The sequence below is a fragment of the Mameliella sp. LZ-28 genome, assembly GCF_012274245.1.
GTDB classification, from domain to species: domain Bacteria; phylum Pseudomonadota; class Alphaproteobacteria; order Rhodobacterales; family Rhodobacteraceae; genus Antarctobacter; species Antarctobacter albus.
Genome location: NZ_JAANYX010000034.1, coordinates 286,652 through 313,610, shown reverse-complemented (window position 1 = coordinate 313,610; position 26,959 = coordinate 286,652). Strand labels below are relative to the sequence as shown.

The 26,959-nt window shown below is 65.4% G+C and carries 26 protein-coding genes and 1 tRNA gene; 18 read left to right on the top strand and 9 right to left on the bottom strand.

What is annotated here, in order from left to right:
* Positions 1–15: 15 nt before the first annotated feature.
* A complete protein-coding gene (locus G9Q80_RS21650; protein WP_088715166.1) occupies positions 16–876 on the bottom strand; it encodes a branched-chain amino acid aminotransferase in 861 nt (286 codons plus the stop codon).
* A 396-nt stretch (positions 877–1,272) separates the two neighbouring features.
* On the opposite strand from G9Q80_RS21650, the gene fdhF reads away from it, so the two are divergent.
* The 4 genes from fdhF to G9Q80_RS21630 all read left to right on the top strand — a co-directional run bounded on the left by fdhF (position 1,273) and on the right by G9Q80_RS21630 (position 6,610).
* Complete coding sequence (fdhF, locus tag G9Q80_RS21645) at positions 1,273–4,056, top strand: formate dehydrogenase subunit alpha (RefSeq protein WP_074621094.1); 2,784 nt, start codon at positions 1,273–1,275, stop codon at positions 4,054–4,056.
* A gap of 58 nt (positions 4,057–4,114) precedes the next feature.
* Positions 4,115–5,050, top strand: coding sequence for an HNH endonuclease (locus G9Q80_RS21640; protein ID WP_088715340.1), 936 nt, complete (start codon positions 4,115–4,117; stop codon positions 5,048–5,050).
* A 101-nt stretch (positions 5,051–5,151) separates the two neighbouring features.
* On the top strand, positions 5,152–6,354 hold the full coding sequence (locus G9Q80_RS21635) for a hydantoinase/carbamoylase family amidase (protein WP_088715167.1): 1,203 nt from the start codon (positions 5,152–5,154) through the stop codon (positions 6,352–6,354).
* Between the two features lie 67 nt (positions 6,355–6,421).
* Positions 6,422–6,610: a hypothetical protein gene (locus G9Q80_RS21630; protein ID WP_043136065.1), complete on the top strand. Its 189-nt coding sequence runs from the start codon at positions 6,422–6,424 to the stop codon at positions 6,608–6,610.
* A gap of 45 nt (positions 6,611–6,655) precedes the next feature.
* Here the strand turns inward: G9Q80_RS21630 and G9Q80_RS21625 are convergent, their stop codons facing one another.
* Both G9Q80_RS21625 and G9Q80_RS21620 read right to left on the bottom strand, forming a co-directional pair.
* Positions 6,656–7,351: a response regulator transcription factor gene (locus G9Q80_RS21625; protein ID WP_069209274.1), complete on the bottom strand. Its 696-nt coding sequence runs from the start codon at positions 7,349–7,351 to the stop codon at positions 6,656–6,658.
* A 10-nt stretch (positions 7,352–7,361) separates the two neighbouring features.
* Positions 7,362–9,269: a PAS-domain containing protein gene (locus tag G9Q80_RS21620; protein ID WP_088715168.1), complete on the bottom strand. Its 1,908-nt coding sequence runs from the start codon at positions 9,267–9,269 to the stop codon at positions 7,362–7,364.
* Positions 9,270–9,504: 235 nt separating this feature from the next.
* Between G9Q80_RS21620 and G9Q80_RS21615 the strand changes: the two genes are divergently transcribed.
* The 11 genes from G9Q80_RS21615 (at position 9,505) to G9Q80_RS21565 (ending at position 18,798) form a co-directional block, all read left to right on the top strand.
* Entirely contained in the window at positions 9,505–11,469 is a 1,965-nt protein-coding gene (locus G9Q80_RS21615) for an AMP-binding protein (protein ID WP_083342181.1), read from the top strand.
* An 89-nt stretch (positions 11,470–11,558) separates the two neighbouring features.
* Positions 11,559–11,936, top strand: a complete 378-nt coding sequence (locus G9Q80_RS21610; protein ID WP_133066405.1) for a hypothetical protein — start codon at positions 11,559–11,561, stop codon at positions 11,934–11,936.
* Positions 11,933–12,745, top strand: coding sequence for an ABC transporter ATP-binding protein (locus G9Q80_RS21605; protein WP_043136075.1), 813 nt, complete (start codon positions 11,933–11,935; stop codon positions 12,743–12,745). Before G9Q80_RS21610 ends, G9Q80_RS21605 begins: the two co-directional genes overlap by 4 nt.
* Positions 12,746–12,830: 85 nt before the next feature.
* Positions 12,831–13,784: a branched-chain amino acid ABC transporter permease gene (locus G9Q80_RS21600; protein ID WP_088715169.1), complete on the top strand. Its 954-nt coding sequence runs from the start codon at positions 12,831–12,833 to the stop codon at positions 13,782–13,784.
* Positions 13,785–13,866: 82 nt separating this feature from the next.
* A complete protein-coding gene (locus G9Q80_RS21595; RefSeq protein WP_088715170.1) occupies positions 13,867–14,115 on the top strand; it encodes a hypothetical protein in 249 nt (82 codons plus the stop codon).
* Between the two features lie 4 nt (positions 14,116–14,119).
* A complete protein-coding gene (locus G9Q80_RS21590) occupies positions 14,120–14,395 on the top strand; it encodes a hypothetical protein (protein WP_088672239.1) in 276 nt (91 codons plus the stop codon).
* A gap of 3 nt (positions 14,396–14,398) precedes the next feature.
* Complete coding sequence (locus G9Q80_RS21585) at positions 14,399–14,884, top strand: hypothetical protein (protein ID WP_088715171.1); 486 nt, start codon at positions 14,399–14,401, stop codon at positions 14,882–14,884.
* A gap of 28 nt (positions 14,885–14,912) precedes the next feature.
* Entirely contained in the window at positions 14,913–15,989 is a 1,077-nt protein-coding gene (locus G9Q80_RS21580) for a branched-chain amino acid ABC transporter permease (RefSeq protein ID WP_043136084.1), read from the top strand.
* Positions 15,990–16,085: 96 nt separating this feature from the next.
* A complete protein-coding gene (locus tag G9Q80_RS21575) occupies positions 16,086–17,381 on the top strand; it encodes an ABC transporter substrate-binding protein (protein ID WP_088715172.1) in 1,296 nt (431 codons plus the stop codon).
* Positions 17,382–17,494: 113 nt separating this feature from the next.
* Positions 17,495–18,319 (top strand): ABC transporter ATP-binding protein, encoded by an 825-nt coding sequence (locus tag G9Q80_RS21570; RefSeq protein ID WP_043136089.1) that lies wholly within the window; start codon positions 17,495–17,497, stop codon positions 18,317–18,319.
* Positions 18,320–18,381: 62 nt separating this feature from the next.
* Positions 18,382–18,798, top strand: a complete 417-nt coding sequence (locus G9Q80_RS21565) for a cupin domain-containing protein (RefSeq protein WP_088715173.1) — start codon at positions 18,382–18,384, stop codon at positions 18,796–18,798.
* Between the two features lie 48 nt (positions 18,799–18,846).
* On the opposite strand, the gene G9Q80_RS21560 is transcribed toward G9Q80_RS21565, so the two are convergent.
* Positions 18,847–19,716, bottom strand: coding sequence for a hypothetical protein (locus tag G9Q80_RS21560; protein WP_088715174.1), 870 nt, complete (start codon positions 19,714–19,716; stop codon positions 18,847–18,849).
* Between the two features lie 206 nt (positions 19,717–19,922).
* Between G9Q80_RS21560 and G9Q80_RS21555 the strand changes: the two genes are divergently transcribed.
* Positions 19,923–21,095 carry a phenylacetate--CoA ligase family protein gene (locus tag G9Q80_RS21555; RefSeq protein ID WP_088669561.1) on the top strand — a complete coding sequence of 391 codons (1,173 nt, stop codon included), beginning with the start codon at positions 19,923–19,925 and terminating at the stop codon, positions 21,093–21,095.
* Positions 21,096–21,310: 215 nt separating this feature from the next.
* Positions 21,311–22,999 carry a peptidoglycan-binding protein gene (locus tag G9Q80_RS21550; RefSeq protein ID WP_088715175.1) on the top strand — a complete coding sequence of 563 codons (1,689 nt, stop codon included), beginning with the start codon at positions 21,311–21,313 and terminating at the stop codon, positions 22,997–22,999.
* A gap of 109 nt (positions 23,000–23,108) precedes the next feature.
* Here G9Q80_RS21550 and ykgO read toward each other — a convergent pair whose 3' ends face one another.
* Together ykgO and G9Q80_RS21540 are read right to left on the bottom strand one after the other, a co-directional pair.
* Complete coding sequence (gene ykgO / locus G9Q80_RS21545) at positions 23,109–23,234, bottom strand: type B 50S ribosomal protein L36 (protein WP_043136100.1); 126 nt, start codon at positions 23,232–23,234, stop codon at positions 23,109–23,111.
* A gap of 99 nt (positions 23,235–23,333) precedes the next feature.
* Positions 23,334–23,408, bottom strand: a tRNA-Val gene (locus G9Q80_RS21540).
* 150 nt (positions 23,409–23,558) lie between these two features.
* On the opposite strand from G9Q80_RS21540, the gene G9Q80_RS21535 reads away from it, so the two are divergent.
* Positions 23,559–24,422, top strand: coding sequence for an N-formylglutamate amidohydrolase (locus G9Q80_RS21535; protein ID WP_043136102.1), 864 nt, complete (start codon positions 23,559–23,561; stop codon positions 24,420–24,422).
* 4 nt (positions 24,423–24,426) lie between these two features.
* Here G9Q80_RS21535 and lpxK read toward each other — a convergent pair whose 3' ends face one another.
* The 3 genes from lpxK to G9Q80_RS21520 are packed head-to-tail and all read right to left on the bottom strand — an operon-like array spanning position 24,427 to position 26,876.
* A complete protein-coding gene (gene lpxK, locus G9Q80_RS21530) occupies positions 24,427–25,428 on the bottom strand; it encodes a tetraacyldisaccharide 4'-kinase (protein ID WP_088715176.1) in 1,002 nt (333 codons plus the stop codon).
* Positions 25,428–26,633, bottom strand: coding sequence for a 3-deoxy-D-manno-octulosonic acid transferase (locus G9Q80_RS21525; protein WP_043136108.1), 1,206 nt, complete (start codon positions 26,631–26,633; stop codon positions 25,428–25,430). The genes lpxK and G9Q80_RS21525 overlap by 1 nt, the downstream gene beginning before the upstream one ends.
* A gap of 3 nt (positions 26,634–26,636) precedes the next feature.
* Positions 26,637–26,876, bottom strand: a complete 240-nt coding sequence (locus G9Q80_RS21520) for a DUF4170 domain-containing protein (RefSeq protein WP_043136110.1) — start codon at positions 26,874–26,876, stop codon at positions 26,637–26,639.
* Between the last annotated feature and the right edge of the window lie 83 nt (positions 26,877–26,959).

Here is a 26,959-nt window from a genome sequence, read left to right as displayed (position 1 = left end):
CGCAGGCCCGCCCGATCAGGCGCTGAGCGCCCAGTCCCAGTAAAGCTCGCGCACACGCCGCGTGACCGGGCCGATCTGGTAGGACTTGTCCTCAAACCCGGTCACGGGTGTCACCTTGTTCATGTTGCCGGACATGAAGACCTCGTCCGCCTGTTCGAAGTCCTCGAAGGTCAGCACAGCTTCCTGCACCTCGATTCCGTCGGCGCGCAGGTTGGCCATGTGGCGGGCACGAGTGATCCCGGACAGGAAGGTGCCGTTGGGAATCGGCGTCAGCACCACGCCGTCACGCACCATGAAGATGTTGGCCGTGGCGGTTTCGGCCACGTTGCCCATGACATCCGTCACCAGCGCGTTGGCAAAGCCTCGCCCGCGGACCTCTGCCAGCATCCGGGCGTTGTTGGGGTAAAGGCAGCCGGCCTTGGCATTGACGACAGAGCTTTCCATCACCGGGCGGCGAAACCGCGTGCGTCCCAGCGTTGCGGTGGCGCTGTCCGGCGCCATCGGGATTTCCTCGAGGCAAAGCGCGAAGCCGGTCTCATCCTGTTGCGGGACGATCGCGGTGACGTCGCCGTTGATGCCCCAGTACATGGGGCGGATATAGACGGCTGTGCCCGGTTCGTAAGCTTTCAAACCTTCCTCGACGATGGTCACCATGTCCTCGGTCGTGACGGTCGGGCGCAGCATCATGGCCTCTGCCGAGCGGTTGACCCGCGCACAATGGGCGTCGAGGTCGGGCGTGACGCCCTGCGCACAACGCGCGCCATCGAAGACGGACGACCCCAGCCAGGCGCCGTGATCCGCCGCGCGCATCACCATCGCGTCGCCCTCGTGCCAGGTGCCATTGAAATAGGTGCGGATATTCGTGCCGGTTGCCATGTCAGTCTCCTTCGAGTTGGCGAGAAGCTAGGCGCGGCGGCGGAGAAGGTCCAGAGGGGGCGGGCCGCGTTCCGTGACGGCGCCGGGTGTCCGCGCCGGTTGAAGTCGTCGAAAAACCAGGGGGTTGCGGTTCGTATGCCGCCTGCGCACGTGAAACCCGCATGGCAGGGGGATAGTGCAGATGGTCACTGTGGCGGCGTATGGATGCTGAAAACGGCATATCTTTGCGTTTTCAGGAGCGCCGGCAGGCCAGTTCCGTTGCCCGGGTGCCGGCGGATCACGCCGCGTCGCCCATCGGAAACCCGGGAGGCGTAAAAATGCCTTCGAAGGTCGGGATTGATAGGCGCGGGTCTTCGGTGTCATGCTTTAACATGGCCCAAACGACGGGAGACGCGCATGTCCGAGACGATCCGATTCACGCTCGACGGCCAGGAGGTCGAGGCGGAAAAAGGCATGACGATCTGGGAAGTGGCCAATGGCCGCGGCCTCAAGATTCCGCACCTTTGCCATAAGCCGGCGCCGGGGTATCGCCCCGATGGCAACTGCCGGGCCTGCATGGTCGAGATCGAGGGCGAGCGCACGCTGGCCGCTTCCTGCATCCGCGAGCCGCAAGACGGCATGGTGGTGCAAACCGCCACCGCCCGCGCCAGGAATGCCCGCAAGATGGTCATGGAACTGCTGCTGGCCGACCAGCCCGAGCAGTCGGCGGCGCATGACAAGTCGAGCCACCTCTGGGACATGGCGGCCGAAAGCGGCGTGTCCGAGTCGCGTTTCCCGACGCTCGAGGCCGAGCGTATCCCGCTGCTGGACGACAGCCACGTCGCGATGAAGGTCAACCTCGATGCCTGCATCCAGTGTGGCCTGTGCGTGCGCGCCTGCCGCGAGGTCCAGGTCAACGACGTGATCGGCATGGCCGGTCGCGGCCACGATGCCTACCCGGTCTTCGACCTGGACGACCCGATGGGAGCCTCCTCTTGCGTGGCCTGCGGCGAATGCGTGCAGGCCTGCCCGACCGGCGCACTGATGCCGTCCAGCGTCATGGACGAGAACCAGCAGGGCGACAGCAAGGATTTCGACGAAGAGGTGAAATCGGTCTGCCCCTTCTGCGGCGTCGGCTGCCAGGTCTCGGTCAAGGTCAAGGATGGCAAGGTCAAATACGTCGAGGGCATCAATGGCCCGGCGAACGAAGGCCGTCTCTGTGTCAAGGGCCGTTTCGGTTTTGATTACATCCACCACCCGCACCGCCTGACGAAACCGCTGATCCGCCGTGACGACGCGCCGGAGAAGGGGCTGAACGTCGATCCGAACAACCCCTGGACCCATTTCCGCGAAGCAACCTGGGAAGAGGCGCTGGACAAGGCCGCGCATGGTCTGGCCGACCTGCGCAGCTACTACGGCGGCAAGTCGGTTGCCGGCTTCGGCAGCGCCAAGTGCACCAACGAAGAGGCCTACCTCTTCCAGAAGTTCATCCGCCAGGGCTTTGGCCACAACAACGTCGACCACTGTACCCGACTGTGCCATGCCTCTTCCGTGGCGGCGCTGATGGAGAACGTGGGATCGGGCGCCGTGACGGCGACCTTCAACGAGATCGAGAACGCCGACGTGGCCATCGTGATCGGCGCCAACCCGACCGAGAACCACCCCGTCGCCGCGACCTATTTCAAGCAGTTCACCAAGCGCGGCGGCAAGCTGATCATCATGGACCCGCGCGGCACGGCGATGAAGCGTCACGCCGAACACATGCTGCAATTCCGTCCGGGCACCGACGTGGCGCTGCTGAACGCGATCATGAACGTGATCGTCGAGGAAAAGCTCTACGACCGCCAGTACATCGAGGGCTTCACCGAGGGGTTCTTTGAATTCCGCGAGCACATCCGCGCCTTCACGCCCGAGCGCATGTCCGAACTCTGCGGCATCGATCCGGAAACGATCCGCACCGTGGCGCGCACCTATGCCGATGCGCGGGCGGCGATGATCTTCTGGGGCATGGGCGTTTCCCAGCACATCCACGGCACCGACAACGCCCGCTGCCTGATTTCGCTGGCGCTGCTCTGCGGTCAGGTGGGCCGGCCCGGGTCGGGCCTGCATCCGTTGCGCGGTCAGAACAACGTGCAGGGTGCATCGGACGCCGGTTTGATCCCGCAGGTGCTGCCGGATTACCAGTCGGTGACAGACCCGGAGGTGCGCGCGCTCTTCAAGCACATCTGGCGCGGCACCGAGATCCAGGAAACGCCGGGCCTGACCGTGGTCGAGATCATGGACCGCGTCTATCGCGGCGAGATCAAGGGCATGTACATCCTTGGCGAAAACCCGGCCATGTCCGACCCTGACGTGGAACACGCCCGCAAGGCGCTGGGCCAGCTCGATCACCTGGTGGTGCAGGACATCTTCCTGACCGAAACCGCGAATTTCGCCGACGTGATCCTGCCCGCCTCGGCCCTGCCCGAGAAATCCGGCACCGTGACCAACACCAACCGCCAGGTCCAGGTGGCCCGCAAGGCGGTGAACCCGCCGGGCGAGGCGCGTGAAGACTGGGAAATCCTGGTCGAACTGGCGCGGCGCGTCGGGTTGGACTGGGATTATGACGATCCGAAATCCGTCTTCGACGAGATGAAGATGTCGATGCGCAGCCTGCACCACATCACATGGAAACGGCTGGAGGCCGAGTCGGCCGTCACCTACCCCTGCAACGGCCCGGACGATCCGGGGCAGGCGGTGGTCTTTGGCGACGGGTTCCCGCGTCGCGCGGGACGGGCCATGTTCGCCCCCGCCCGGGTGACGCCCCCGGCCGAGGTGCCCGACGACAGCTTCCCGATGATCCTGACCACGGGGCGACAGCTGGAGCACTGGCACACCGGCTCGATGACCCGCCGGGCCAGCGTGCTGGACGCGGTGGAACCGGAAGCCAACTGTTCGCTGCACCCGTCGACCCTGCGCAAGCTGGGGGTCGAGCCGGGCGGCTTCGTGCGGCTGACCACGCGGCGCGGCTCGGTCGAGGTCATGGCGCGGGCCGACCGCGCGGTGGCGCCGGACATGGTGTTCCTGCCCTTCGCCTATGTCGAAGCGGCGGCCAACATCCTGACCAACCCGGCGCTGGATCCCTTCGGCAAGATCCCCGAGTTCAAGTACTCGGCGGTGCGGGTCGAGGCGGTGGAGGCCGGGGAGATCGCGGCGGAGTAGTAAAACTTGGCTGATGCCTGGCTTGCTTTTTCCTGGCAAGCCGGGCTTCCTAGCCCACATGGGCAAGGCTGTTTTGTTGCACAGGGCGGACTCGATCTACGATGATGCGCCAGACGTGCGTTACGAATTTCCAAAGACCTATCTGAAAGCGGTGCGTGAAGCCGTCGGCGACTGGATTGTCTACTATGAGCCGGTGAAAGCTGGGCCGCGCGGGTACTTTGCCGTCGCGCAGGTGAACGAGGTGATAGAGAGCCCAAGTGGAAACGGGATGTGGTGGGCGATGATCGCGCCCGGATCTTATCTGGAGTTCGATAGTTTCGTACCTCGGCTTTTGCACGGCAGCCCGCTGGAAATGGCTCTGCGCGAGCCTGACGGAACCCCGAAGAAAGGCGGTGCCCAGCAGCTTGCGGTCCGGCGCCTGCCGGATCCCGAGTTTTCCCAGATCGTGAACATGGGGCTGCCGCAGGATCTGGAGGCCAGTGAGGCGCGGCGGTACACTGTTAATGTTGACATGGCTGAGCGCGCTGCACTCTTCGAACGGCCGGTGCTCGAGCGACTGACGCGGCGCGCCTATCGCGACGTAGCCTTTCGGCGTAAGGTGCGGGCCGCTTATGAGGAACGCTGCGCGATTTCAGGGCTGGGGCTACGGAACGGCGGTGGACGGCCCGAGGTTCAGGCGGCGCATATCCGTCCGGTCGAGGAAAATGGCAGTGACTCGGTTCGGAATGGCCTTGCGCTATCGGCAACGCTTCACTGGATGTTCGACCGGGGTTTGATTGCCCTGGACATCCCTGATCCGGCGGCCCCCGGGGATGTCCGGGTCCTGGTTTCCGACAACAAGGTGCCGCGGGATGTGGCGGACCGTCTGATCCGGCCCGACAGGCGGTTGACCTTGCCGGAGGATCGCCGCGACTGGCCGCATCCGGCAAATATTCAGTGGCATCGGGAAAATCGTTTTGGCACGGGGGACCCCTCGGGGCTGTTTTCAAGGTGAGCGCGTCGTGCGGAGCGGAGGTTGGCGATCTCGCCGGCCATTTGCAGAGCCAGGAAGCTCCGGGTTAGGGTCGCGATGAACTTGAACCTGGAGGGGCGGACATGATCGCGGTCGATGAAAAGCGGTTTCTGGAGGATCTTCACACCCTGCGTTCCTTCGGGGCGGCGGGTGTCGGCAAGGGGGTGCAGCGACCCGCCTATACAGAGGCGGACATCGCCGCGCGGGACTGGCTGGCCGAGCGGATGAAGGAGGCGGGGCTGGCGCCGCAGTTCGATCCGATGGGCTCGCTGTTCGGGTTGGTCGAAGGACCTTCGTTGCTGATCGGGTCGCATTCCGACAGCCAGCCCGAGGGCGGCTGGCTGGATGGGGCGCTCGGCGTCATTGCCGGTTTGGAGGTGGCGCGCGCCGCGAAAGAGGCGGGTGGGCCGCCGGTTTCTTGCGTCTCTTTCCAGGACGAGGAAGGGCGGTTCGGCGTCACCACCGGCAGCGCGGTCTGGTCGGGGGCCTTGGCACGCGACAAGGTGGACGGGCTGGTCGATCCCCAGGGCGTGACCCTGCCCGAGGCGCGGGCGGCGATGGGCGACAGGCTGGGGGACTGGATCGACCCGGCGCGGTTCACGGGGTTCCTGGAGATGCACATCGAACAAGGCCCCGTGCTGGACACAAGCGGCGAGGCAGCGGGCGTGGTCGAGGCCATCGTCGGTATCCGCGACATGGTGATCAGCTTCGAAGGTCAGCAGAACCACGCGGGCACCACGCCGATGGCCCTGCGCAAGGATGCCTTTCAGGCGCTGGGCGCTTTCAACAGCCTTCTGAACGACCGGCTGCGGAACGTGGTGACCCCGGCGACGGTCTGGACCATCGGCCATGTCAGCCTGCATCCGAACGCGCATTCCATCGTGCCAGGGCGGGTGAAATTCTCGATGCAGTGGCGGGATGGCGATCCCGACCGGCTGGACCGGATGGAGGCGATCGTGCGCGAGACGGCGCAGGAAATCGCGGGCGACAGGGGGCTGGCGCTGGAGTTCGGGCCGATGCTGGGCGTGGCGCCGGTGGCGATGGACGCGGGCTTTCGCGGCGCGCTGCGCGAGGCGGCAGAAGAGACGGTGCCGGGCCGCTGGCGCGAGATGCCCTCGGGGGCGCTGCACGACGCCTCGAACATGTCGCGGATGATGCCGGCGGCGATGCTTTTCGTGCCCTCGATCGGCGGCATCAGTCACGACTTTGCCGAGGACACGGACGAGGCCGACCTTGTGCGCGGTCTGCAGGTGCTGGCGGGCGCGGCGGCGCGGATCGCCGGCTAAGACGCGGGAATTCCGGAGTATCGCCGCGCCCCTGCCTGTTCTAGGCTGACCCGCAGGAGGTGCGATCATGGACCCTGTATCGCTTGGATTTTATGCCTCGGTCTGCGGGCTCTTGGGCCTTGCGGGGCCGAAACTGGGCGCGGCGCCGATCCGGCTGGGCGTCGGGGCGCTTGTCGGCGTGCTCGCGGTCAGCGTGCTGCCGCATGTGAAAACCCTTTTGGGCGTGGCAGAGGCCTATACGACGATACAGCCCTGAGGCACATCGAAAGGAGGCCCCGGGTCAAGCCCGGGGCGGGGTCGTTCAGCTCCAGCTGACATCCCCCAGAAAGATATAGCCAGCACCATAGATCGTCTTGATCAAGCGGGGATTCTTTGGGTCCTCGCGCAGCTTGGTCCGCAGGCGCGAAATCCGCACATCCATTGCCCGGTCAAAACTCTCACCCGCCGCGCCGCCGAGGGATTCCTGCATGTGGGCGCGGGTGATCAGGCGCTTGGGGCTTTCGAGGAACAGACGCAGCACCTCGCCCTCGGCATGGCTGAAGGTGGTTTCCTCGCCGGTCTCGTCCTCGAGCGCGTAGCGGTCGAAATGCGCGGTCCAGCCGTTGAACCGTGCCGTGTCCGAGGGGGCAGAGCGGGTGCGGGTGCGCAGGCGGGCGCGGATGCGGGCCACAACCTCGGCCGGGTCGAAGGGTTTGATGATGTAGTCATCCGCCCCCAGTTCCAGCCCCGTCACCCGGTCCTGCACCTGCGCGCGGCCCGAGATGATGATGACCGTCGCCCCCTGTTCCAGCGCCAGCCGGTGCACCAGCGTCAGCCCGTCACGGTCCGGCAGGCCCAAGTCGACAAGGCAGACATCCGGCGTGGTGCGGCGCAAGGCGGCCTCGAACTCCGTTGCGCGGCCAAAGGACATGGTGCGGAACCCCGCCTCTGCCAGCGCGTCGGACAGCATTTGGCGGATGGCCGGTTCGTCGTCGAGGATGGTGACAAGGGCGCTCATGGTCCCGGGGTTAGCCCATCTGCGCGGGCGCCGGAAGAGGCACAAGCCCGAGGAAACCGGCAAGGTCGGCGGCAGCGAAGGGTTTGGGCAGTACCGGGCCAAGTCTGTGCGCGCGGATATGCAGCGGATGGTCCGGCGGCAGCGAGGTCATGAAGCGGACAGGCAGGTGCGGCAGGCGGTCAGCCAGCGCAAGGCCCGGGCTGTCGCCCTCCAAAGAGATGTCAGACAGGACAAGTGCGATATCGGGCAGACCCTCGGCCAGGGCGCAGGCCTCTTCGACGGATGCGGCCTCGACCACGGAAAACCCCAGCCCGGTCAGCATCTCTCGGATCGCCTCGCGCAGGTCGGGGCTGTCCTCGGCCAGCAGTGCAAGGCCGGTATCCGGCACGGGGGCCTGTGCCGCGCGGCGCAGCGGCAGGCGCAAAGAGACGCGCGCGCCCCGGCCGGTGTTCGCCAGCCGGACAGAGCCGCCCGCCAGCTTGGTCATGTCATAAACCATCGCGAGGCCCAGCCCCGACCCCTCGCCACCCTTGGTGGTGAAAAACGGTTCAAGCCCGTGGCGCAGCGCGGCTTCGGAAAAGCCGGGTCCGCTGTCCTCGACCGACAATTCCAACCAGGTGTCCTGCACCTCCTGCGCGGACAGGGAGATGGTCCCCGCCTCGCCACAGGCGTCGCGGGCATTCAGCACCAGGTTCAATAGCGCATCCTGTAACAGGCCGGGATCGGCCATGTAGGCGCCGCTGGTGTCGTCCTGTGTCCGCAGTTCCATGCCCTCGGGCAGCGAAGGCGTAGCAAGGGTGCGCAATTCGTCAAGAAAGCCGGGCAGGGAAAGCGGGCGGGGCTGCCAGCCGCGCTGGCTGGTCATGTCTGCGATCCGGTCCAGCAACCGCCCCCCACGCCGTGCCGCCGAAAGCGTTGCAGAGATCAGCGGTTCCGCCTCCGGCCCCAGGTTCATCCGGGCCAGCCGCGACTGCATCCCCAGGATGATGGTCAAGAGGTTCGAGAAATCATGCGCCAGCCCCGAGGTCAGCTGTGCCGCGATCTCCCGGCGGCGGGTCTGTTGCAGGGCGGCGCGGGCCTGGGTTTCCTCGGTCACGTCCTGGCTTAGGATGTAGACCCCCGGTTCCAGCGGATCGGGGGTAAAGGCGGCGCGGATACGACGCGAGGACATCTCGTCGTTGAATTCGAAGGTGCTTTGCCGCCCGTCCTGCGCGGCCTCCAGGTGCGGGTGGACCTTGGCATAGGCCTGCGGTCCCAGGGTTTCCGAGATATGCAGGCCAAGGATATTCGCCGGGCGACCGGGCATCACGTCGCCCAGGCGGTTGTTGGAAAAGGTATAGTGCCCGTCGGCATCGACGCGGGCGATATGGGCGGGCATCATCTGGGTCGTGGTGCGGGTGCGGGCCTCTGTCTCGACCAGTTCGCGACGCGCCTCTTCCAGCGCCTTGTTGGTGGCGGCGAGATTTCGGTTGGTGCGGGCCAGTTCCTCGGACCGTTTCAGAACCTCCTCCGACAGGAGTTCCGAGCGCGTGCGCAACAACTGTTCCTGCGCGCGGGTCTGGGTGATGTCCGTGTAGACCGTGACCCAGCCGCCCTGCGGCAGCGGCGCGCCTTCGACGCTGATGGTGCGGCCGTTGGCGCGGGTGCGCTCCATGTAATGCGGCTCAAAGGCGCGGGCGGTCTCGACGCGGTCATGAATGAAGGTTTCCGGGTCATCGACGGGGCCGTATTCGCCGCGCTCGACAAGGTGGCGGATGGTATCCTCGAACCGCGCGCCGGGCGTGGTGAGGGCATGGGGCAGATCGAACATCTGCGCAAAAGGCGCATTGCAGACCGCAAGCCGCAGGTCGCTGTCGTAGATCGTCAGGGCCTGCTGGATCAGGTTCAGCCCGGCCTGCGTGAGCGCAAGGTTTTTCATGGCCCAAGCCTAGGGCGGCTGCGGCGGCGGCGCCAGAGGGCTGCGCATCGGGACGGGCTGTCTGCCGCCCTGTAGGAATTCGTTACATTTGGGAAATCTTGCGGAAAAAGTTGACCGCAAGCTTGGGACTTGCCCAAATGAAGGCCAGAATCGCGATCAACAGCGAGCGGCCCGGACAGATGGGCACCACGAGGGATGTCGGGGGACCGGCATGGGAGGAATAGACTTGGCACATTTGGCTGAGGGCGTGGAAGGTCTGCGCTCTGTCCCGGCACTGTTGCATCGCAATGCCACCGAGTTCGGCAATGCGCCCGCCTACCGTGAAAAGGAATACGGGATCTGGCAGAGCTGGACCTGGGCGGAGACGGAAAAGGAAATCGAGGCGCTGGCCCTTGGCTTGCTGAACCTCGGCGTCAACGAGGGCGATTACGTCGCCATCATCGGGCGCAACCGTCCCACGCTGTATTGGTCGATGGTTGCCGCGCAAAGTGTCGGCGCGATCCCGGTGCCGCTGTACCAGGATGCGGTGGCCGAAGAGATGGAATACGTGCTGGGCCATTGCGGCGCGCGCTTTGCCATCGTCGCGGACCAGGAACAGGCCGACAAGGTCATCGAGGTGCAGGACGACCTGCACCAGTTCGAACACCTGATCTACGTCGATCCGCGCGGCATGCGGAAATACGAGCATTCCCACCTGCACGAATACAGCCACGTCCAGGACCAGGGACGCGCCGCGCGCGACGAATACCTGCCCGAGCTGAAGCGGCGGCGTGACAAGCTGACCTACGACGACACCTGCGTGATGCTCTACACCTCGGGCACCACGGGCAAGCCCAAGGGCGTGGTCCTGTCGAACCGCAACATCATCGAGGCGGCCAAGTCCTCGTCCGAGTTCGACCATTTGCGGCGCAGCGACAGCGTGCTGGCCTATCTGCCGATGGCCTGGGTGGGCGATTTCATCTTTTCCATCGGCCAGGCCTATTGGTGCGGCTTCTGCGTGAATTGCCCCGAGGCGCCGCAGACCATGTACGAGAACCTGCACGAGATCGGGCCAACCTATTTCTTTGCCCCGCCGCGCTATTTCGAGGAGCGTATCACCGCGATCACCATCCGGATGGAAGACGCGGGCCGGGTCAAGAAATGGCTCTATGACACGTTCATGGCCCATGCGCGCAAGGTCGGGCCGCGGATTCTGGACGGCAAGCCGGTCGGGTTCATGGATCGGCTGAAATATGCGCTGGGCCAGGTGCTGGTCTATGGACCTGTGCGCAACCGCGCGGGCATGACCAAGGTCCGCGTGGCCTATACGGCGGGCGAGGCGATCGGGCCGGAAATCTTCGATTTCTGGCGCTCGCTGGGGATCAATCTCAAACAGCTTTACGGTCAGACGGAGGCCAGCGTCTTCATCACCGTTCAGCCCGATGGCGAGGTGCGCTCGGATACGGTGGGTGTGCCCGCGCCGGGGGTGGAAATCCGCATCGCCGAGAATGGCGAGGTCTTTTACCGGTCGCCCGGCGCCTTCGTGGAGTACTACAAGAACCCCGAAAGCACGCGCGACACCAAGGATGCCGAAGGCTGGGTGGCCACGGGCGATGCCGGTTTCATCGAGGAAGACACCGGCCACCTGCGCATTATCGACCGGGCCAAGGACGTGGGCCAGATGGCGGATGGATCGCTGTTTGCGCCGAAATACGTCGAGAACAAGCTGAAGTTCTTTCCCAATATCCTGGAGGCGGTGGTCTTTGGCGCGGGCAAGGATCGCTGTACGGCCTTCATCAACATCGACCTGACGGCGGTGGGCAACTGGGCGGAACGCAACAACATCGCCTATGCCTCTTACCAGGAACTGGCCGGGCATCCGCAGGTGCTGGAGACGGTGCAGAAACACGTCGAGGAGGTGAACGAGAGCGTGGCGCAGGACGACATGTTGTCGGGCTGCCAGGTGCACCGCTTCCTGATCCTGCACAAGGAGCTGGACGCCGACGATGGCGAATTGACCCGGACCCGCAAGGTGCGCCGCAAGATCATCGGAGAGAAGTTCGAGGACCTGGTGACCGCTTTGTATGACGGGTCGGAGAGCGTCTACACCGAGACCGAGGTCACCTACGAGGACGGGCGCAAGGGCAAGATCAAGGCGACGCTGGAAATCCGCGACGCCAAGGTCTGGCCGGTCAAGCCCAAGGCGATGGCGGCGGAATGACGTGTGACCTGCGCCTATGCCGACACCCCACTTGCCATCCCGTGCGGGGTGTTCGTAGCTTGTTCACATCGTCAGAGTCCAAAGAGAGGATGGCCTTGTTTTCCGTTGCGTATGTGCTTGCCAGGTTTTGTCATTTTTGCGCGAGACTGTCCGAAGCGTTTGAGAGTTGGACCGGACGATTAGGGTTTCTGCGGTGTTTTTTGCTGTGGGTTCTCGTTTTTGCAGTTCTGGCATTGATTTCTCCACGTTCCGTTCTTGCCGTCTTCTTTGGCGCTTTCTTTGTGCTTGCCACATTAGATTTTTTTGCGTCGTTCTCAAAAGAGCCCCGCGTCGTTCCTTGGCAAACGCGCACGTCGAGCGAAGAAGAAATTGCGTCTGGAGTGCGCCGCTATTTTCCACCCGTGTTAGCGTTTATGTTTGTGATCACAGTGTTCAATATCATCCATGACATGTGGAACTTCTCATGAAAGACACCGAGGGATATGTCACCGCGGACGGACGCCAGATCGGCGGCGTGCTGATGGAGATGAAGAACATCACGCTGAAATTCGGCGGGGTGACGGCGATTTCCGATATCTCCTTTGACGTGCATGAGGGCGAGATCCGGGCGATCATCGGGCCGAACGGGGCGGGCAAGTCCTCGATGCTCAACATCATTTCCGGGTTCTATACGCCGACCATCGGCGAGGTCTGGTACAAGGGCGCAAAGCGCCCGCAGATGAAACCCTACGAAGTCGCCCGCATGGGCGTGGCGCGCACCTTTCAGAACATCGCGCTGTTCGAGGGGATGACGGTGCTGGACAACGTGATGACCGGCCGGCTGACGCATATGAACGCCTCGATCGCAAGCCAGGCTCTGTGGTGGGGCCGGGCGCGCAACGAGGAAATGGAGAACCGCGAGATCGTCGAGAAGGTCATCGACTTCCTCGAGATCCAGGCCATCCGCAAGACGCCGGTGGGGCGGCTGCCCTACGGTCTGAAAAAGCGGGTCGAACTGGCGCGCGCGCTGGCCGCCGAACCGTCGATCCTGCTGCTGGACGAACCGATGGCGGGGATGAACGTCGAGGAGAAGGAGGACATGAGCCGCTTTATCCTGGACGTGAACGACGAGTTCGGCACCACGATCTGCCTGATCGAACACGACATGGGCGTGGTCATGGACCTCTCCGACCGGGTCGTGGTGATGGATTACGGCAAGAAGATCGGCGACGGCACGCCCGACGAAGTGCGCAACAACCAGGACGTGATCGACGCCTACCTGGGGGTGCCGCATTGAGACCTGAACACGACACCGTCCCGGGCCCGATCCGGGATCTCCACGCCAGCCATGAGGCCCCGGTCCGGGGCGGAGAGCGCAAGACATGCTGAGAGACATCTTCATCAATCCCTTCGTGGACATGTACGAGGCGCCGGACCTGTTCCTGCAGACCCTCTGGGAGGGGCTGGTATCAGGCGTGCTCTATGCGCTGATCGCGCTGGGGTTCGTGCTGATCTTCCGGTCGAGCCGGATCTTCAACTTTGCTCAGGGCATCATGGTGGTCTTTGCGGCGCTGACGCTGGTGGGGCTTTATGCCTATGGCATCCCCGCCTGGATCGCGGTGCTGCTGACCCTGGGCGTGATGTTCGTGCTGGCGGTCAGCATCGAACGGGTGGTGCTGCGGCCGCTTGTGGGCCAGCCTGACATCATCCTCTTCATGGCAACCATCGGGGTCAGCCTGTTCCTGATCGGCCTGGGCGAGATCATCTTTGGCGGCGAGAACAAGCAGATGATCACCAGCGAGCTGGGCATTCCCACCGGGGAAACCCTGCTGGAACCTTGGGGCGGTCTGCTGATCCTGCCGCATCTCGACATCACCGTGGTCGTGGTTGGCGGGGTGCTGGTGGCGGCGCTGCTGGCCTTCCTCAACTATACCAAGATGGGTCGGGCCATCCGCGCGCTGGGTGACGACCACCAGGCGGCGCTGTCCGTTGGCATCTCTTTGCAGACGATCTGGGTGCTGGTCTGGTTCATCGCGGGGATCATCGCGCTGGTCACGGGTATTGCCTGGGGCGCGCGGGCAGGGGTGAGCTTTGCCCTCGAGGTGATCGCCTACAAGGCACTCCCGGTGCTCATGCTGGGGGGCTTGGAAAGCATCACCGGCGCCATCGTCGGCGGGCTGATGATCGGCATCCTGGAAAAGCTGTTCGACGGCTACTGGGGCTACCCGATCCTGGGCGGCAACACCGAGACCTGGTTCGCCTTCGTGCTGGCGCTGGTCGTGCTGCTGTTCCGCCCGCAGGGCCTGTTCGGGGAACGTATCATCGAAAGGGTCTAGGGCGGTCCGGGTCTGCCCGGATCGGACAAGGTCGGAGGAGCGGGTGGCGCTGGTCCACCCGACGCCCGGAGGAGGGGCGGAAATGTCGAAGCTGATAGCCATTCTGAACGTGATCGCCTGGGCCGGGTTCTGGTCCTTCGGCTACCTTGCCCTGTCCGGCGACCCGGAGGCCGGGGGACGCATGACGATCGCCCTGCTGCTGGCGGCGGCGGGTGCCGCCGTGGGACTCTGGGCCTATTTCTGGCTGGTGCGCCATTCCGAGGCGACCGGCTATGCGAAACCGGCGGCAAGCCGGGCGCGCTACGAGGCGGACGAAGGGCTGGAGGGCTGAGAAGATGAGCACGCCTCGGGAGAGACGGCAGGTCGCGCGCCCCGTGCAGCGCCCCGATCCGGGGATTGCCGATCTGGCGCGCGGTGCCAACGGGCTGGGCGAAAGCGACGACATGGTCAAGATGACCAACGCCATGACGGGGATGGTCTCGGCCGGGATGCACGGCGCGCTGGCGGTGGGCCTGTCCGGTGCCGCGCTGACGCTGAACATGATGGCACGTCTGGCCGGACTGGGGTCCGTTCCAAGGCGCCGCCAGCAGGATGACCGGGAGGACGGCTGAGCCATGACGGAGGCTGCGGCAGGCAAGGACGGTTGGCTGACGGCAGGGCTTGTCTCTGCCGGGGTGACCGGACTCGCCGCCGTGGTGCTGGGGCTCTTTCTCTTCGCGATTCTGGGCGGTGGGCCGGAGTTCCTCTTGGGGATCGTCGTGCTGGTCGTGACCGTTCCGGTGCCCTGGGTCTGCCTGTCGGTGTTGAGCCGGGTCCGTGCGGCCGAACAGGACATCGGCGAGACCGCGCCGCCGCGCTGGCAGGCCTGGGCCACGCTGCTGCTGGCCTTGCTGTTCTGGGCGGCGGTGAACTGGGCGGTGATCGGACTGGTGCGGATGCAGCAGGCGGATCACCCGGGGCAGGACCTGAGCTGGATCCAGATCGGATCGATGGCCGGTTTCCTGTTCGTGCCGCTGCCGGCGCTGATCGCGCTGTTGAATTTCTGCCTGCGGGGACGGCCTGTCCGTCCCGGCGGCTACATCGGAGAAGCCGCGGGCTGAACCGCGACGAGACAAGGGGAGGACGGCGATGCTGTATCGCACCGCTGGGCAGTTCAAGACGAGTTACGAGGCAGACCAGGCGCTGTTCCCGGTCAAGCAGGACGCCTTCCTGCTGGGCTTCATCATGGTGTTGGCCTGGGTGATTTTTCCGCTGACGGCCAGCGAGTTCACCTTTCAGACGCTGCTGATCCCGATCCTGATCTATTCGCTTGCCGCGCTGGGGCTGAACATCCTCACGGGCTACGCCGGGCAGCTGTCGCTGGGCACGGCGGCCTTCATGGGGGTGGGCGCCTATGCCTGCTACAAGATGATCACCATCATGCCGTGGATGAACCCGATCATCGCGATCCTGCTGTCGGGGGTCTTCAGCGCGGGCGTCGGCGTGGCCTTCGGCATCCCCAGCCTGCGGATCAAGGGGTTCTACCTGGCGATCGCGACGCTGGCGGCGCAGTTCTTCCTGGTCTGGCTGTTCGAGAAATGGGCCTGGCTCTACAACTATAATGCCTCCGGCGCGATCCAGGTGCCGAACCTCGACATCTTCGGGCTGTATGTGTCCGGCCCGCAGGCGGATTCGATTGTCCAGTATTACCTGGTGCTGTTCATCGTCTGCCTGCTGACCTGGGTCTGCATCAACCTCACGCGCGGCAACCTTGGCCGGACGTGGAAGGCGACGCGGGACATGGACATCGCCGCCGAGCTGATCGGCATCAACCTGATGAAATCCAAGCTGACGGCCTTTGCGATCTCGTCCTACATCGTGGGCGTGGCGGGGGCGCTGTTCGTCTTCATGTGGCGCGGTGCGGCGGAACCCAACCTTTTCGACATTCCGCTGTCGTTCCGGATCCTGTTCATCGCGATCATCGGCGGGCTGGGGTCGATCCTGGGCAACTACCTGGGTGCGATCCTGATCGTCGGCCTGCCGGTGGTGCTGAACCTGGTGCCCGAGGCGCTTGGCATCCCGCTGTCGTCCTCGATGGTGGAACACCTGAACTTCATGATCGTGGGCGGGCTGATCGTGTTCTTTCTGATCGTCGAGCCGCACGGCCTGGCGCAGCTTTGGCGGCTGTTGCGGGAGAAACTGATCCTCTGGCCGTTCCCCTATTGAGATGGGTGCAAAGCACCCATCCTACGGCCGCGTTCTGCGGCCCAAGAAGAAGACCAAGACGCAATACCCAATGAGACATTCCAAGGGAGGAAAGACATGAAACACTTTACCAGACTGGCCCTTGCGGGCGCGCTGGCGGCGGCAACCGCCGGGGCCTCGATGGCGCAGGAGCTTTACGCACCGAACCTCGCCTACCGGACCGGCCCCTTTGCCGCGACAGGTATCCCGCTGATGAACGGGCAGGCCGACTACATGACCCTGCTGAACGAACGCGATGGCGGTATCGGCGGGGCCAAGATCGACTTCGAGGAATGCGAAACCGGCTATTCCACGGAAAAGGGTGTGGAATGCTATGAAAAGACCAAGGGTAAGGCCATCGTGACCCAGCCCTGGTCGACCGGGATCACCCTGCAGGTGCTGCCCAAGACCAACGTCGACGCCATCCCGATCCTGGCGCCGGGCTATGGTTTCAGCCCGATGATGGACGGCAAGACCTTCCAGTGGGCGTTCAACACGCCGGCTGGCTACTGGGATGCCGCCGACATGATCATCCAGTACCTGGAAAGCCAGGGCAACCTGAACGGCAAGAAAATTGCCTTCCTGCACCTCGATCACCCCTATGGCAAGGAGCCGATCCCGGTGCTGGAGCAACTGGCCGCGGAAAAGGGCTTTGAACTGAGCCCGATCCCGGTGGGCCTGAAGGAAATGCAGAACCAGTCGGCCCAGTGGCTGCAGATCCGGCGCATGCGTCCCGACTATGTCGTGATGTGGGGCTGGGGCGCGATGAACGCCGGCGCCATCACAGAAGCGGTGAAGACCAAATTCCCGATGGAGAACTTCCTGGGTGTCTGGTGGTCCGGTCATGATGCCGATCTTGCTATCGCCGGCGCGGACGCCAAGGGCTACAAGTCGATCAGCTGGTCCTTCCCGAACATGGATGCGCCGGTCATGAAGGACATCCAGTCGATGGTCATCGACAAGGGCATGTCCAAGACCGATGAGACCGAGATGAAAGGCGTGTTCTACTCGCGCGGTATCGTGATCTCGGCGATCCTGGCCGAGGGGATCCGCGCGGCTCAGGCCGAGTATGGCACCGCCGAGATCAACGCGGAACAGCTGCGCTGGGGTCTTGAACACATCGACATGACCGAAGAGCGCATCGCAGAACTGGGACTGGACGGCATGGTGCCGCCCTTCAAGACCTCCTGTGCCAACCACACCGGCCATTCGGGCGGCTGGATGCTGGAATGGGACGGCGAGAAGTTCGTCAAGGTCTCGGATCTGCTGACGCCGAACGTGGCAGGCTACCAGGCGCTGGCAGAGGAAAAGGCGAAGGAATACGCCGATGCCAACGCTCCCTGGCCGGTGAACGAAGGCTGTGACGCGATGTGATCGCGACAGGCCCCGGCGGAGCACCCGCCTCGCCGGGGTCGATTTTCGAGTATTTTCAGAGAGAAGAAGCAGCAGGGGCGGCACCGGGCCGACCCAAAGCGCGAGGTGAGACGATGCTGGATGCGGGACGGACGGACGAGGCCCTGCTCGAGGTCAACAACATCGAGGTGATCTACAACCACGTGATCCTCGTGCTGAAGGGCGTCAGCCTGACCGTGAACAAGGGCGGGATCACCGCGCTTCTGGGCGGCAACGGCGCGGGCAAGACCACGACGCTGAAGGCGATTTCCAATCTTCTGCACTCGGAACGCGGCGAGGTGACCAAGGGCTCCATCGTCTACAAGGGCGAGCGGGTGCAGGACCTTGACCCGGCGGCGCTGGTGAAACGCGGCGTGATCCAGGTGATGGAAGGCCGCCATTGTTTCGAGCACCTGACCGTCGAGGAAAACCTGATGACGGGTGCCTATACGCGCAAGGACGGCAAGGCGGCCGTCGAGGCGGATCTGGAGATGGTCTATTCCTATTTCCCGCGCCTGAAGGAGCGCCGCCGCAGCCAGGCTGGCTATACCTCGGGAGGGGAACAACAGATGACGGCGATCGGGCGGGCGCTGATGTCGCGGCCTGAAACGATCCTGCTGGATGAACCCAGCATGGGGCTGGCGCCGCAGCTGGTGGAACAGATCTTCGAGATCGTGAAATCGGTCAATGAGAACGAGGGCGTAAGTTTCCTGCTGGCCGAGCAGAACACCAACGTGGCGCTGAAATACGCCCATTCCGGCTATATCCTGGAAAACGGGCGCGTCGTGATGGACGGACCCGCCGCCGAGCTGCGGGAAAACCCCGACGTCAAGGAATTCTACCTGGGGATGTCGGACGAAGGGCGCAAATCCTTCCGCGATGTGCGGTCCTACCGGCGCCGCAAGCGGTGGCTCGCCTGAGCCGCTGCCGACACGGCACCGATTGCCGGCGCGAAGGCCGGTCCTTCCAGAGGAGTGATGCAATGATCCGTTCTGCCCCGACCTGTCTTGCGCTTGCTGGCGCCGCCATGCTGGCCTCTGCCGCGCTGCTGGGCGCGACGCCCGCGCAGGCCAGCGACCTGGTGGTGCATGAGGTGCTGTCGGAACAACCGCTCTCGGACGCGCCGGACATGAAGGTGGTCATCAGCCAAGTGACGATCAAGCCGGACGGCACAGTCGGGCGCCATGCCCATCCCGGCGACATGCATGCGGTCGTTCTGCGCGGCGGGCGCATCGAGGGGCCGGACGGCGCCGAACAGGTGCTGGCCGAGGGGACCGTGATCTTTGTGTCCGCGGGGGATGCACATGGCCCGCTGCGCAACCTGGGCGACAGCGATATCGAACTGTTGGTGACCTATGTGGTCAACGTCCTGGAACCTTTTTCCTGGCCGGTCGAGTGACGTGATGGCACGGGATGCGGCATACCGGAACGCTGGGCGAGGGAAACACTACCCGCGCCCCTGCGCAGCCACGGCGTCCTGCGTCGTGGGCCGGGCGGACCGATAGCCATGTTCCGCGCGCATGTCCTCGATCCGGGCCAGCGCCTCGGCGCGCGTGTTGCGGATGTTGGGACGAAAGTCTTGGCTTTCGGCGCGCAGCCGGATGTCGGCCTCAGTCTCGGAGCCCGGCGCATAGCGCACCGTCCCCAGCGAATGATCCAGGTTCAGCTTCTTGCCCCGGTGTGCGTATTGCACCCAGGCGGCAGGCAGGATCTGCGTGCCCTCGTAGTTGATCAGGAAGAACCACCTGTCACGCCCGCTGTCGGCGATGCGGCTTTCGATGTGGTCGTAGAAATCGTTGACGTCGCGGGAATGATTGAAGGTGAACCAGGAAAAATCCACCTCCATGATGCCGGCTTCCTCGTCGAAGGCGATCCGGTGAAAGAAATCCTGCGGCGCGTAGTTCGGATCGTGCTGCACATGGGCGCGGCGGCGGGAAGGCATCTGGCCGAGCCGGATCAGCGCATCGGCCCGGTTGGTGAACAGGTTGGGATCAAAGGCCTCGGTCCGTGCGGCGCGTTCGATCTGGGCGGCGGTCTCCGGCGAGGCGTCGAAGCGCACCGATCCCATCGAGTGTGCCATGTTCAGCGCCCGACCGCGACGGGCGTAGGCTACCCAGGCCGTGCTGTCGATGCGTGTTCCGTTGAGATTGATCAGGAAGAACCACAGCTCTTCGCCGGTGTCCGCGATGCGGGCCTCGATCCGGTCGTAGAAACGGTTCACAGTGGCCGAGTTGTCGAAGTCGAAGCCGGAGAAATCGACCTCCATCACCTGGCGGACGTCGTCGAACCGGATGCGGGCATCAATATCGTCGTGCATCTCGGGGCCTCCTCTCCCTTTGACTGGGCAGACCCTAGGGGCAGTGGCCGGGGGGCACCTTGTTCCAGATCAATTTGCTTGCCGGCACAACGGAGCCGCGGCGTGAACACAAGACGGGACCGGCGCGTCCGGCCGGGACCGGGGATGACGGGGACGCGGGGTAGGGCCGCCTGCGCCCGTACGACGGACTTTCGAAGGAGAGCGTGATGAGCACCTATTTCGACGAGCTGGAGACGCGCAGCCGCGATGCGCGCGAGGCAGCACAGCTGGAGGCGCTGAACGTACAGCTGGCCAGGCAGGGGATCGACCCGCTGGAAGACCTGTCGGGCCTGTCAGCTCTGCCGGTGCTGCGCAAGGCCGACCTGGTTGCGAAACAGGCGGCGGAACCGCCCTTTGGCGGGTTGCCGGTGTCGAACCTGGCGCATGTCTTTCAAAGCCCGGGACCGATCTACGAGCCGGGTGGACTCAGCCACGACTGGTGGCGCATGGGCCGTTTCCTGAACGCCTGCGGGATCGGGCGGGGCGACATCGTGCAGAACTGTTTCGGCTATCACCTGACCCCGGCTGGAATGATCTTTGAATCCGGTGCGCGGGCGGTGGGGGCTGCCGTGCTGCCCGCCGGGACGGGCCAGACCGAACTGCAGGCGCGGGCGGCCCGGGACATCGGGGTGACGGCCTACGCGGGGACGCCGGATTATCTCAAGATGATCCTGGAAAAGGCCGACGAGATGGGGCTGGAACTGGGCATCACGCGGGCGGCGGTCGGGGGCGGCGCGCTCTTCCCCTCGTTGCGTCAGTATTATGCGGATCGCGGCATCCAGTGCCTGCAATGCTACGCCACGGCGGACCTGGGCAATGTCGCCTACGAAAGCCCCGAGATGGAAGGCATGATCCTCGATGAACATGTGATCGTCGAGCTGGTCACGCCGGGCACGGGTGACCCGGTTCCCGAGGGCGAGGTGGGCGAGATCGTGGTGACGACGCTGAACCCCGACTACCCGTTGATCCGCTTTGCCACCGGCGACCTGAGCGCCGTGCTGCCGGGGGAAAGCCCCTGTGGCCGGACCAACACCCGGATCAAGGGCTGGATGGGCCGCGCCGACCAGACGACCAAGATCAAGGGCATGTTCGTGCGCCCCGAACAGGTGGCGCAACTGGTGGCCAAACACGCAGAGATCGCGCGCGCCCGCGTCGTGGCCAGTCGCGAAGGCGAGATGGACGTGATGACGGTCCGGATCGAGGCGGAAGGCGGCGATGCCGCGACCTACGAGGGGACCGTGGCCGAGGTGTTGAAGCTGAAGGGAAAGGTCGAACTGGTCGCCCCGGGGGCACTGCCACGCGACGGGTTGGTGATCGAGGACCAGCGCAGCTACGACTGAGCGGGGAGGGGGCTCTGCCCCCGTCCCTGCGGGACTCCCCCGAGGTATTTTGAAAAACCAAAGAAACAGGGGCGCGCCGGCCCGTTTTCGCGTCCGTAGGGACGGTGCAGGGATGACTTGGGCGAAAGGCCGCCCATTTTCCCCGGAGGTGACGCTTGTTCTGTGGCGGGCAGGCGGTAGGCTTGTCCGGTAACAGACGACCGGGAGGAACTCTCATGCGGATATTCGCCCTTGCCCTGGCGGGCGCGATCCTGGGCGCGACGGGCGCGCAGGCGACCGGCGACGCGCTGGTGATCGGCAACAGCCGCTACACCGCTGTCCAGACGCTGTTCGGGGCGCAACGTGTGACCGTGGCGGCCGATGCCCTGCGCGAAAAGGGATTTGACGTGTCGCTGGCGCAGGACGCGGATGCCGCTGGCATGCGCCGCGCCTTCGCCGAGTTCGCAGCGATGCTGGACGATGATGGCGGGCCTGTGGTGATCCTGCTCTCGGGCGCATTCGTGCATGGGGTCGGGGGCAGCTACCTGGTCCCGGTCACCGGGTCGGGGCGGATCGACGAGGCCGAGGTGCTGGTCCAGGGTTTTCCGCTGGACGCGGCCCTGTCGATCCTGTCAGCCTACCAGGGACGGGCCTTCCTGGTCCTGGGGGAGACCCCGACCGATCCCGACCTGGGCCTGTTCCTGTCCGAGGGGCTGGGTGAACTGGACATCCCGCAGGGGGTGACGGTGATTCGCGGACCGGCGGTGGACGTCGCACGCTATGCGGCGCGGGACCTGGCCCGCACCGGGCGCTTCGTGTTGCGGGCGGCGCTGGACTATGAACTGGAGGTCGAGGGATACGCGCCGCATACGCAGGTGATCGTGCGCGCCGAGGATGTGACCGGGCCCCGTGATCCGTCGGAGCCCGCGCGCCCCGACCCTGCGGCCTTTACGCGGGCGGCGGATGAGGCGGCCTGGCGGCTGGCCCAGGAGGCGGATTCGCCCGACGGCTACCGCGCCTACCTTGACGGATTTCCGGACGGGCAGAATGCCAATGCCGCGCGGCAGCGCCTGAATGCGCTGAATTCCGAGCCCTTCTACCGCGAGCGCCGCGCCGAAGAGGCGCTGGAGCTGACACGAGAGCAACGGCGGGGCATCCAGAGGGCCTTGTCGATCCTCGGGTATGACACGCGCGGCATCGACGGGATCTTTGGCGACGGAACCCGGGGGGCGATCCGGCGCTGGCAGGAGGATTCGGGCCTGCGCGTGACCAGCTATCTCAGCCGGGACCAGATCGTGCGGCTGCAGGATCAATCGGCCCGGCGTGCGGCAGAACTGGAACGCGAAGCAGAAGAACGGCGGCTGGAGCGGGAACGCGAAGAGCGGGCCTATTGGCGGCAGGTCGAACGACGGGGCGAAGAAGCCGGGTTCCGGGACTACCTGCAGAAGTATCCCGAAGGCCAGTTCGCCGAAGAGGCCCGCCGCGTGCTGCAGGAGATCGACGACCGCCGCGCGGAACAGGCCGCCGGTCAGGACCGGCGCGACTGGGCCAAGGCGGCACAGGCCAACACGACCAGCGCCTACCGGACCTATTTGCAGGACTGGCCCAACGGCGCCTTCCGCGCCGAGGCGCAGCAGCGAATCGCCCTTTTGGAACACGATGCCTCCAAGGTGCGTGACGCGGTGGCGGCACGGCAGGAAGAGCAGGCGATGAACCTGAACTTCGTGGCCCGCCAGCTGGCCGAACGGAGGCTGGATCAGCTGGGCCTCAAACCGGGCAAGGTGGACGGCCGATTCGACGAGAACACGCGGGCGGCCATACGCCGATACCAGGATTCGCGCGGGCTGCGTGTGTCGGGCTATCTCGACGAGCAGACGGTGGTGCGGCTCTTGGCAGATGGAATCATCGGGCTGGACCGGGACTGATCCGGTCTGGCCCAGAAATGGGGCACCTGCCCAAAGAAAAACCCCCGCGGCGGATGCCAGCGGGGGTTATTCGGATAGGGCCAGAGGCCCCAAGGCATAAAGCCGGGGTTCAGCCCTGGCGTGCCTTGAATTTCCGCTGCGTCTTGTTGATCACATAGACGCGGCCCTTGCGGCGCACAACGCGGCAGTCGCGGTGGCGCTTCTTGAGCGAGCGGAGCGAGTTAACGACCTTCATGGTCTTCTCCTGTCGTCGCGGCGCGCGAGCGCCATTGGTTGCGGCCAATACCCGACGCACCGAGAGGCATGCCTCCCGGGGTGCCGGGCGATGAATTCATGGTGGGCGATACTGGGATTGAACCAGTGACCCCTTCGATGTCAACGAAGTGCTCTACCGCTGAGCTAACCGCCCTATATGACCCTTGCACATTCCCGTCTGCCTCTTTCGAAGCACCCGGTGATGCGCGCCGGTGGAGGGTCTATAAATGGCTTCTTTCCGGGGATCAAGGGCTTTTGGAGGGTGGAATTTTCGGTCTATTCTCATCCCCGAAAAGGAGCGCGGATGCCTGAAACTTCGTACCACCTGCACATGCCCGAAACACCCGCGTCGCGCGTGGTTTTCGCCTCTCCGCATTCGGGCCGGGACTATCCCGACAGCTTTCTGCGTACAACGATTCTGGACAATCACAGCATTCGGACCTCCGAAGATGCCTATGTAGACCGGCTTTTCGACTGCGCGCCGGAGTTCGGGGCGCCCTTGCTGCGGGCCGGGGCGCCGCGTGCCTACATTGATCTGAATCGCGCTGCCGACGAACTGGACCCGGCGTTGATCGAGGGCTTGCGTCGCGGCGGGCACAATCCACGGGTGGCCAGCGGGCTGGGTGTCGTGCCCCGCGTGGTGGCCAACGGGCGGGCAATCTATCGCGGCAAGCTGACGCGGGCAGAGGCCGACCGGCGAATCGCGCGAATCTGGCAGCCCTACCACGACAAGCTGCACGCCTTGCTGCACGATGCGCGGGCGCGCTTTGGCGAGGCAGTGCTGATCGACTGCCACTCGATGCCGCACGAGGCGCTGGACGGTTCCGCCCGTCACGGTGCACGGCGGCCCGAGGTCGTGATCGGTGACAGGTTCGGTGCGTCGGCCCGTCCCGAGATCGTCGAGCAGGTCGAGGCGGCCTTTGCCGCCGCCGGTTTCGTCGTGGCGCGCAACGCGCCCTTTGCCGGGGCCTATACGACGCAGAACTATGGCCGCCCGTCGCGGGGGCAGCACGCGGTTCAGGTGGAAATCGACCGGGCGCTGTACATGGACGAGGCAAAGATCCTGCCGAACGCCGAGTTCGATTCTGTTCGGCGCCGGTTGCGCGGCGTGGTGGCGGAACTGGCGGCGCTTGGCAGCGAAGGTCAGCAGCAACTGGCCGCGGAATAACCTGTCACGTCTGGCGGTCGAACAGCCGGTCCAGCGCCGCGTCCAGCGGCGCGGGATCGTGGACGTCCAGCCGGACAGGCAGGGTCAGTACCTCGCGCCGCAACTCCGGCGGCAGGCGCACCGCGTCCTTTTCCGTCGTGACCAGTTGCGCGCCCAGCAGCTGTGCCTCACGCATCAACCGGGTGACAAGCGCCTTGGTGAAGGGCTGGTGGTCCTCCAGCGCCTCGGCGCGGCGGATATCGGCGCCCTGGCTGCGCAGGGTGGCAAAGAATTTTTCCGGATGTCCGATCCCGGCAAAGGCGAGCGTCGGCAAGCCTTCCCAGTCCATGCCGGTCTGAAGGGGCGCCAGGTGTCCGGTCAGATGCGGCAAGGAAATGCGCGGACTCCAGTCTGCGGAGAACCTTTTTTGCGCCGCGTCCGGTCCGATCGACAACAGGAGGTCGCCCCGTGACAGACCGACCGCCAGCGGTTCACGCAGCGGCCCGGCAGGCAGGCAGCGCGCATTGCCGAACCCGGCGACCGCGTCGACACAGATGACGGTCAGGTCTTTGGCAACATCCGGGTTCTGCAACCCGTCGTCCAGCACGATCACGTCGGCGCCTGCGGCCTCTGCCTGCCGGGCGCCCGCCGCCCGATCCCGCGCAACCCATGTGGGGCAGAAGGCAGCGATCAACAGCGGTTCGTCCCCGGTCATATCGGCGGTGTGCCGGCCGGGGTCGACCTGTTCCGGGCCGGTGAGGCGGCCGCCGTACCCGCGTGACACCACATGCGGGACAAGCCCGCGCCCGATCAGGCGTTGGACAAGGGCGATGACGGTTGGTGTCTTGCCGGTGCCGCCCGCGTTGACGTTGCCAACACAGATCACAGGAATACCGGGCCGCACTTTTGGCGGGCGGGCGACACGGCGGGCCGTCGCCCGTGCGGTAAGTGCCGCCAAGGGCGCCAGCAGGCGCGCCTGCCACGCCGGGGTGTCGGGTGCTGTCTGCCAGAAACGGGGCGGGCGCATCAGTCCTCGGCCCTCGCGTCCAGCGTGTCGCAGATCTCGGACAGGACACGGTCGACCAGCCGCGCACTGGACGAGATCACGTCCCAGCCCGCATGGGCCATGACCGCCGCCTGATCCGGGGCGACAAGGTGTGACACCGCTGACCCCAGGGAATCGCCGTCGCGCACGATTCGCGCGGCCCCGGCACCGACCAGCCGCGAGTAGGCACCCAGGTGCGCCCCCACGTTGGGGCCATAAAGCACGGCCGCGCCGAGCGCCGCAGCCTCGAAGGGATCCTCTCCCGTGCCGCCGGTGGTCAGCGAACCGCCCAGGAAGGCCAGCGGCGCCAGCCGATACCACAGGCCCAACTCGTCCGGCCCGCCGGCCAGCAGGACCTGCGTGTTCTCGTCCGGCATGTCGCCGTTTTCCCAGTCGCAGACCCGCATCTGGTCGCGGCGCAGCATGGCCGCGATCCTGTCCGCGTCGGCGGGATCCGCCGGGGCCAGGATCAGCAGCAGCCTGTGGGCCAGCCTGCTGGCCTGGCGGTGTGCCATCAGCACGTCGCGTGCCTCGTCCGGGCGGACGCGGGCGGCCAGCCAGACGGGACGGCCGGCGATCAGGCTGGCAATTTCCTCGTGCAACCCGTCAGAGCAATCCAGCGGCGCCTCGGTGTCCAGAAAGGGCGTGGCGTCATGCACGCGGCCGCTTTCGATGCCAAGGCGCCTCAGTCGGCGGCTGGCATCGGGGCCGGTCGTGTAGAGACTGTCGAACAGTGCCAGAACGGCCGGCGCCGGATCGGGCAGCCAGCGCGGTGCCTCTGCCGGAAAAGGGGCATCGGCCAGGTCCAGGGCGATCATGTGGCTGCCACTTTCCGCGAGGGCCGACAGCAGGCCGGGGCGCAGCGCCTGCCCCGTCCACAGCGCCACATCCGGGCGCAACTGGCGAAGGCTGCGCAGATCGTCGGCGGCCATGTCGCGCGGCATAGGGACGGTCATCAGCCCCGGGCGCGACGGCACCCGCCCGCTGAGCCAGACCGTGACCTCGGGGCGCTGTGCGGTCAGTCGCGCGCCAAGGCTGGCCAGCGCGCGCCCGGTTTCGCGGTCTTCGGCAAAGCCCCAGACCAGCGGGCCGGAGGGGCGCGGGGGCCAGTCCGGCGTCTCGCCCGGGGCAGAGGCGCTGCGCGCATAGGCCAGGTAGGCCGAGAGGCTCAGCGCGCGGCGCGTCATGGGTCAGCCCAGTTCCTCGGTCGAGGACGCCTCTTGCGCCTCTTCGCGCAAGCGGTGGAGATGGGCGATGAAATAGCGCATGTGGGCATTGTCGACGGTGCGCTGTGCCTCGGCCTTCCAGGCGTTGTAAGCCTCTTCGTAATTGGGAAAGATGCCGACGATGTGCAGGTCGTTCACGTCCTTGAAGACAGTCTTCGACGGATCGACGAGTTCGCCGCCGAAAACGAGGTGAAGGCGTTGCATAAGGCGCGCTCCCTTTGGGTTGCGGGGTCAGCGCGACCCTAGCGAACGCGCACCGTTGGTCAAGGCGCGGTGAAGAGGCGCGG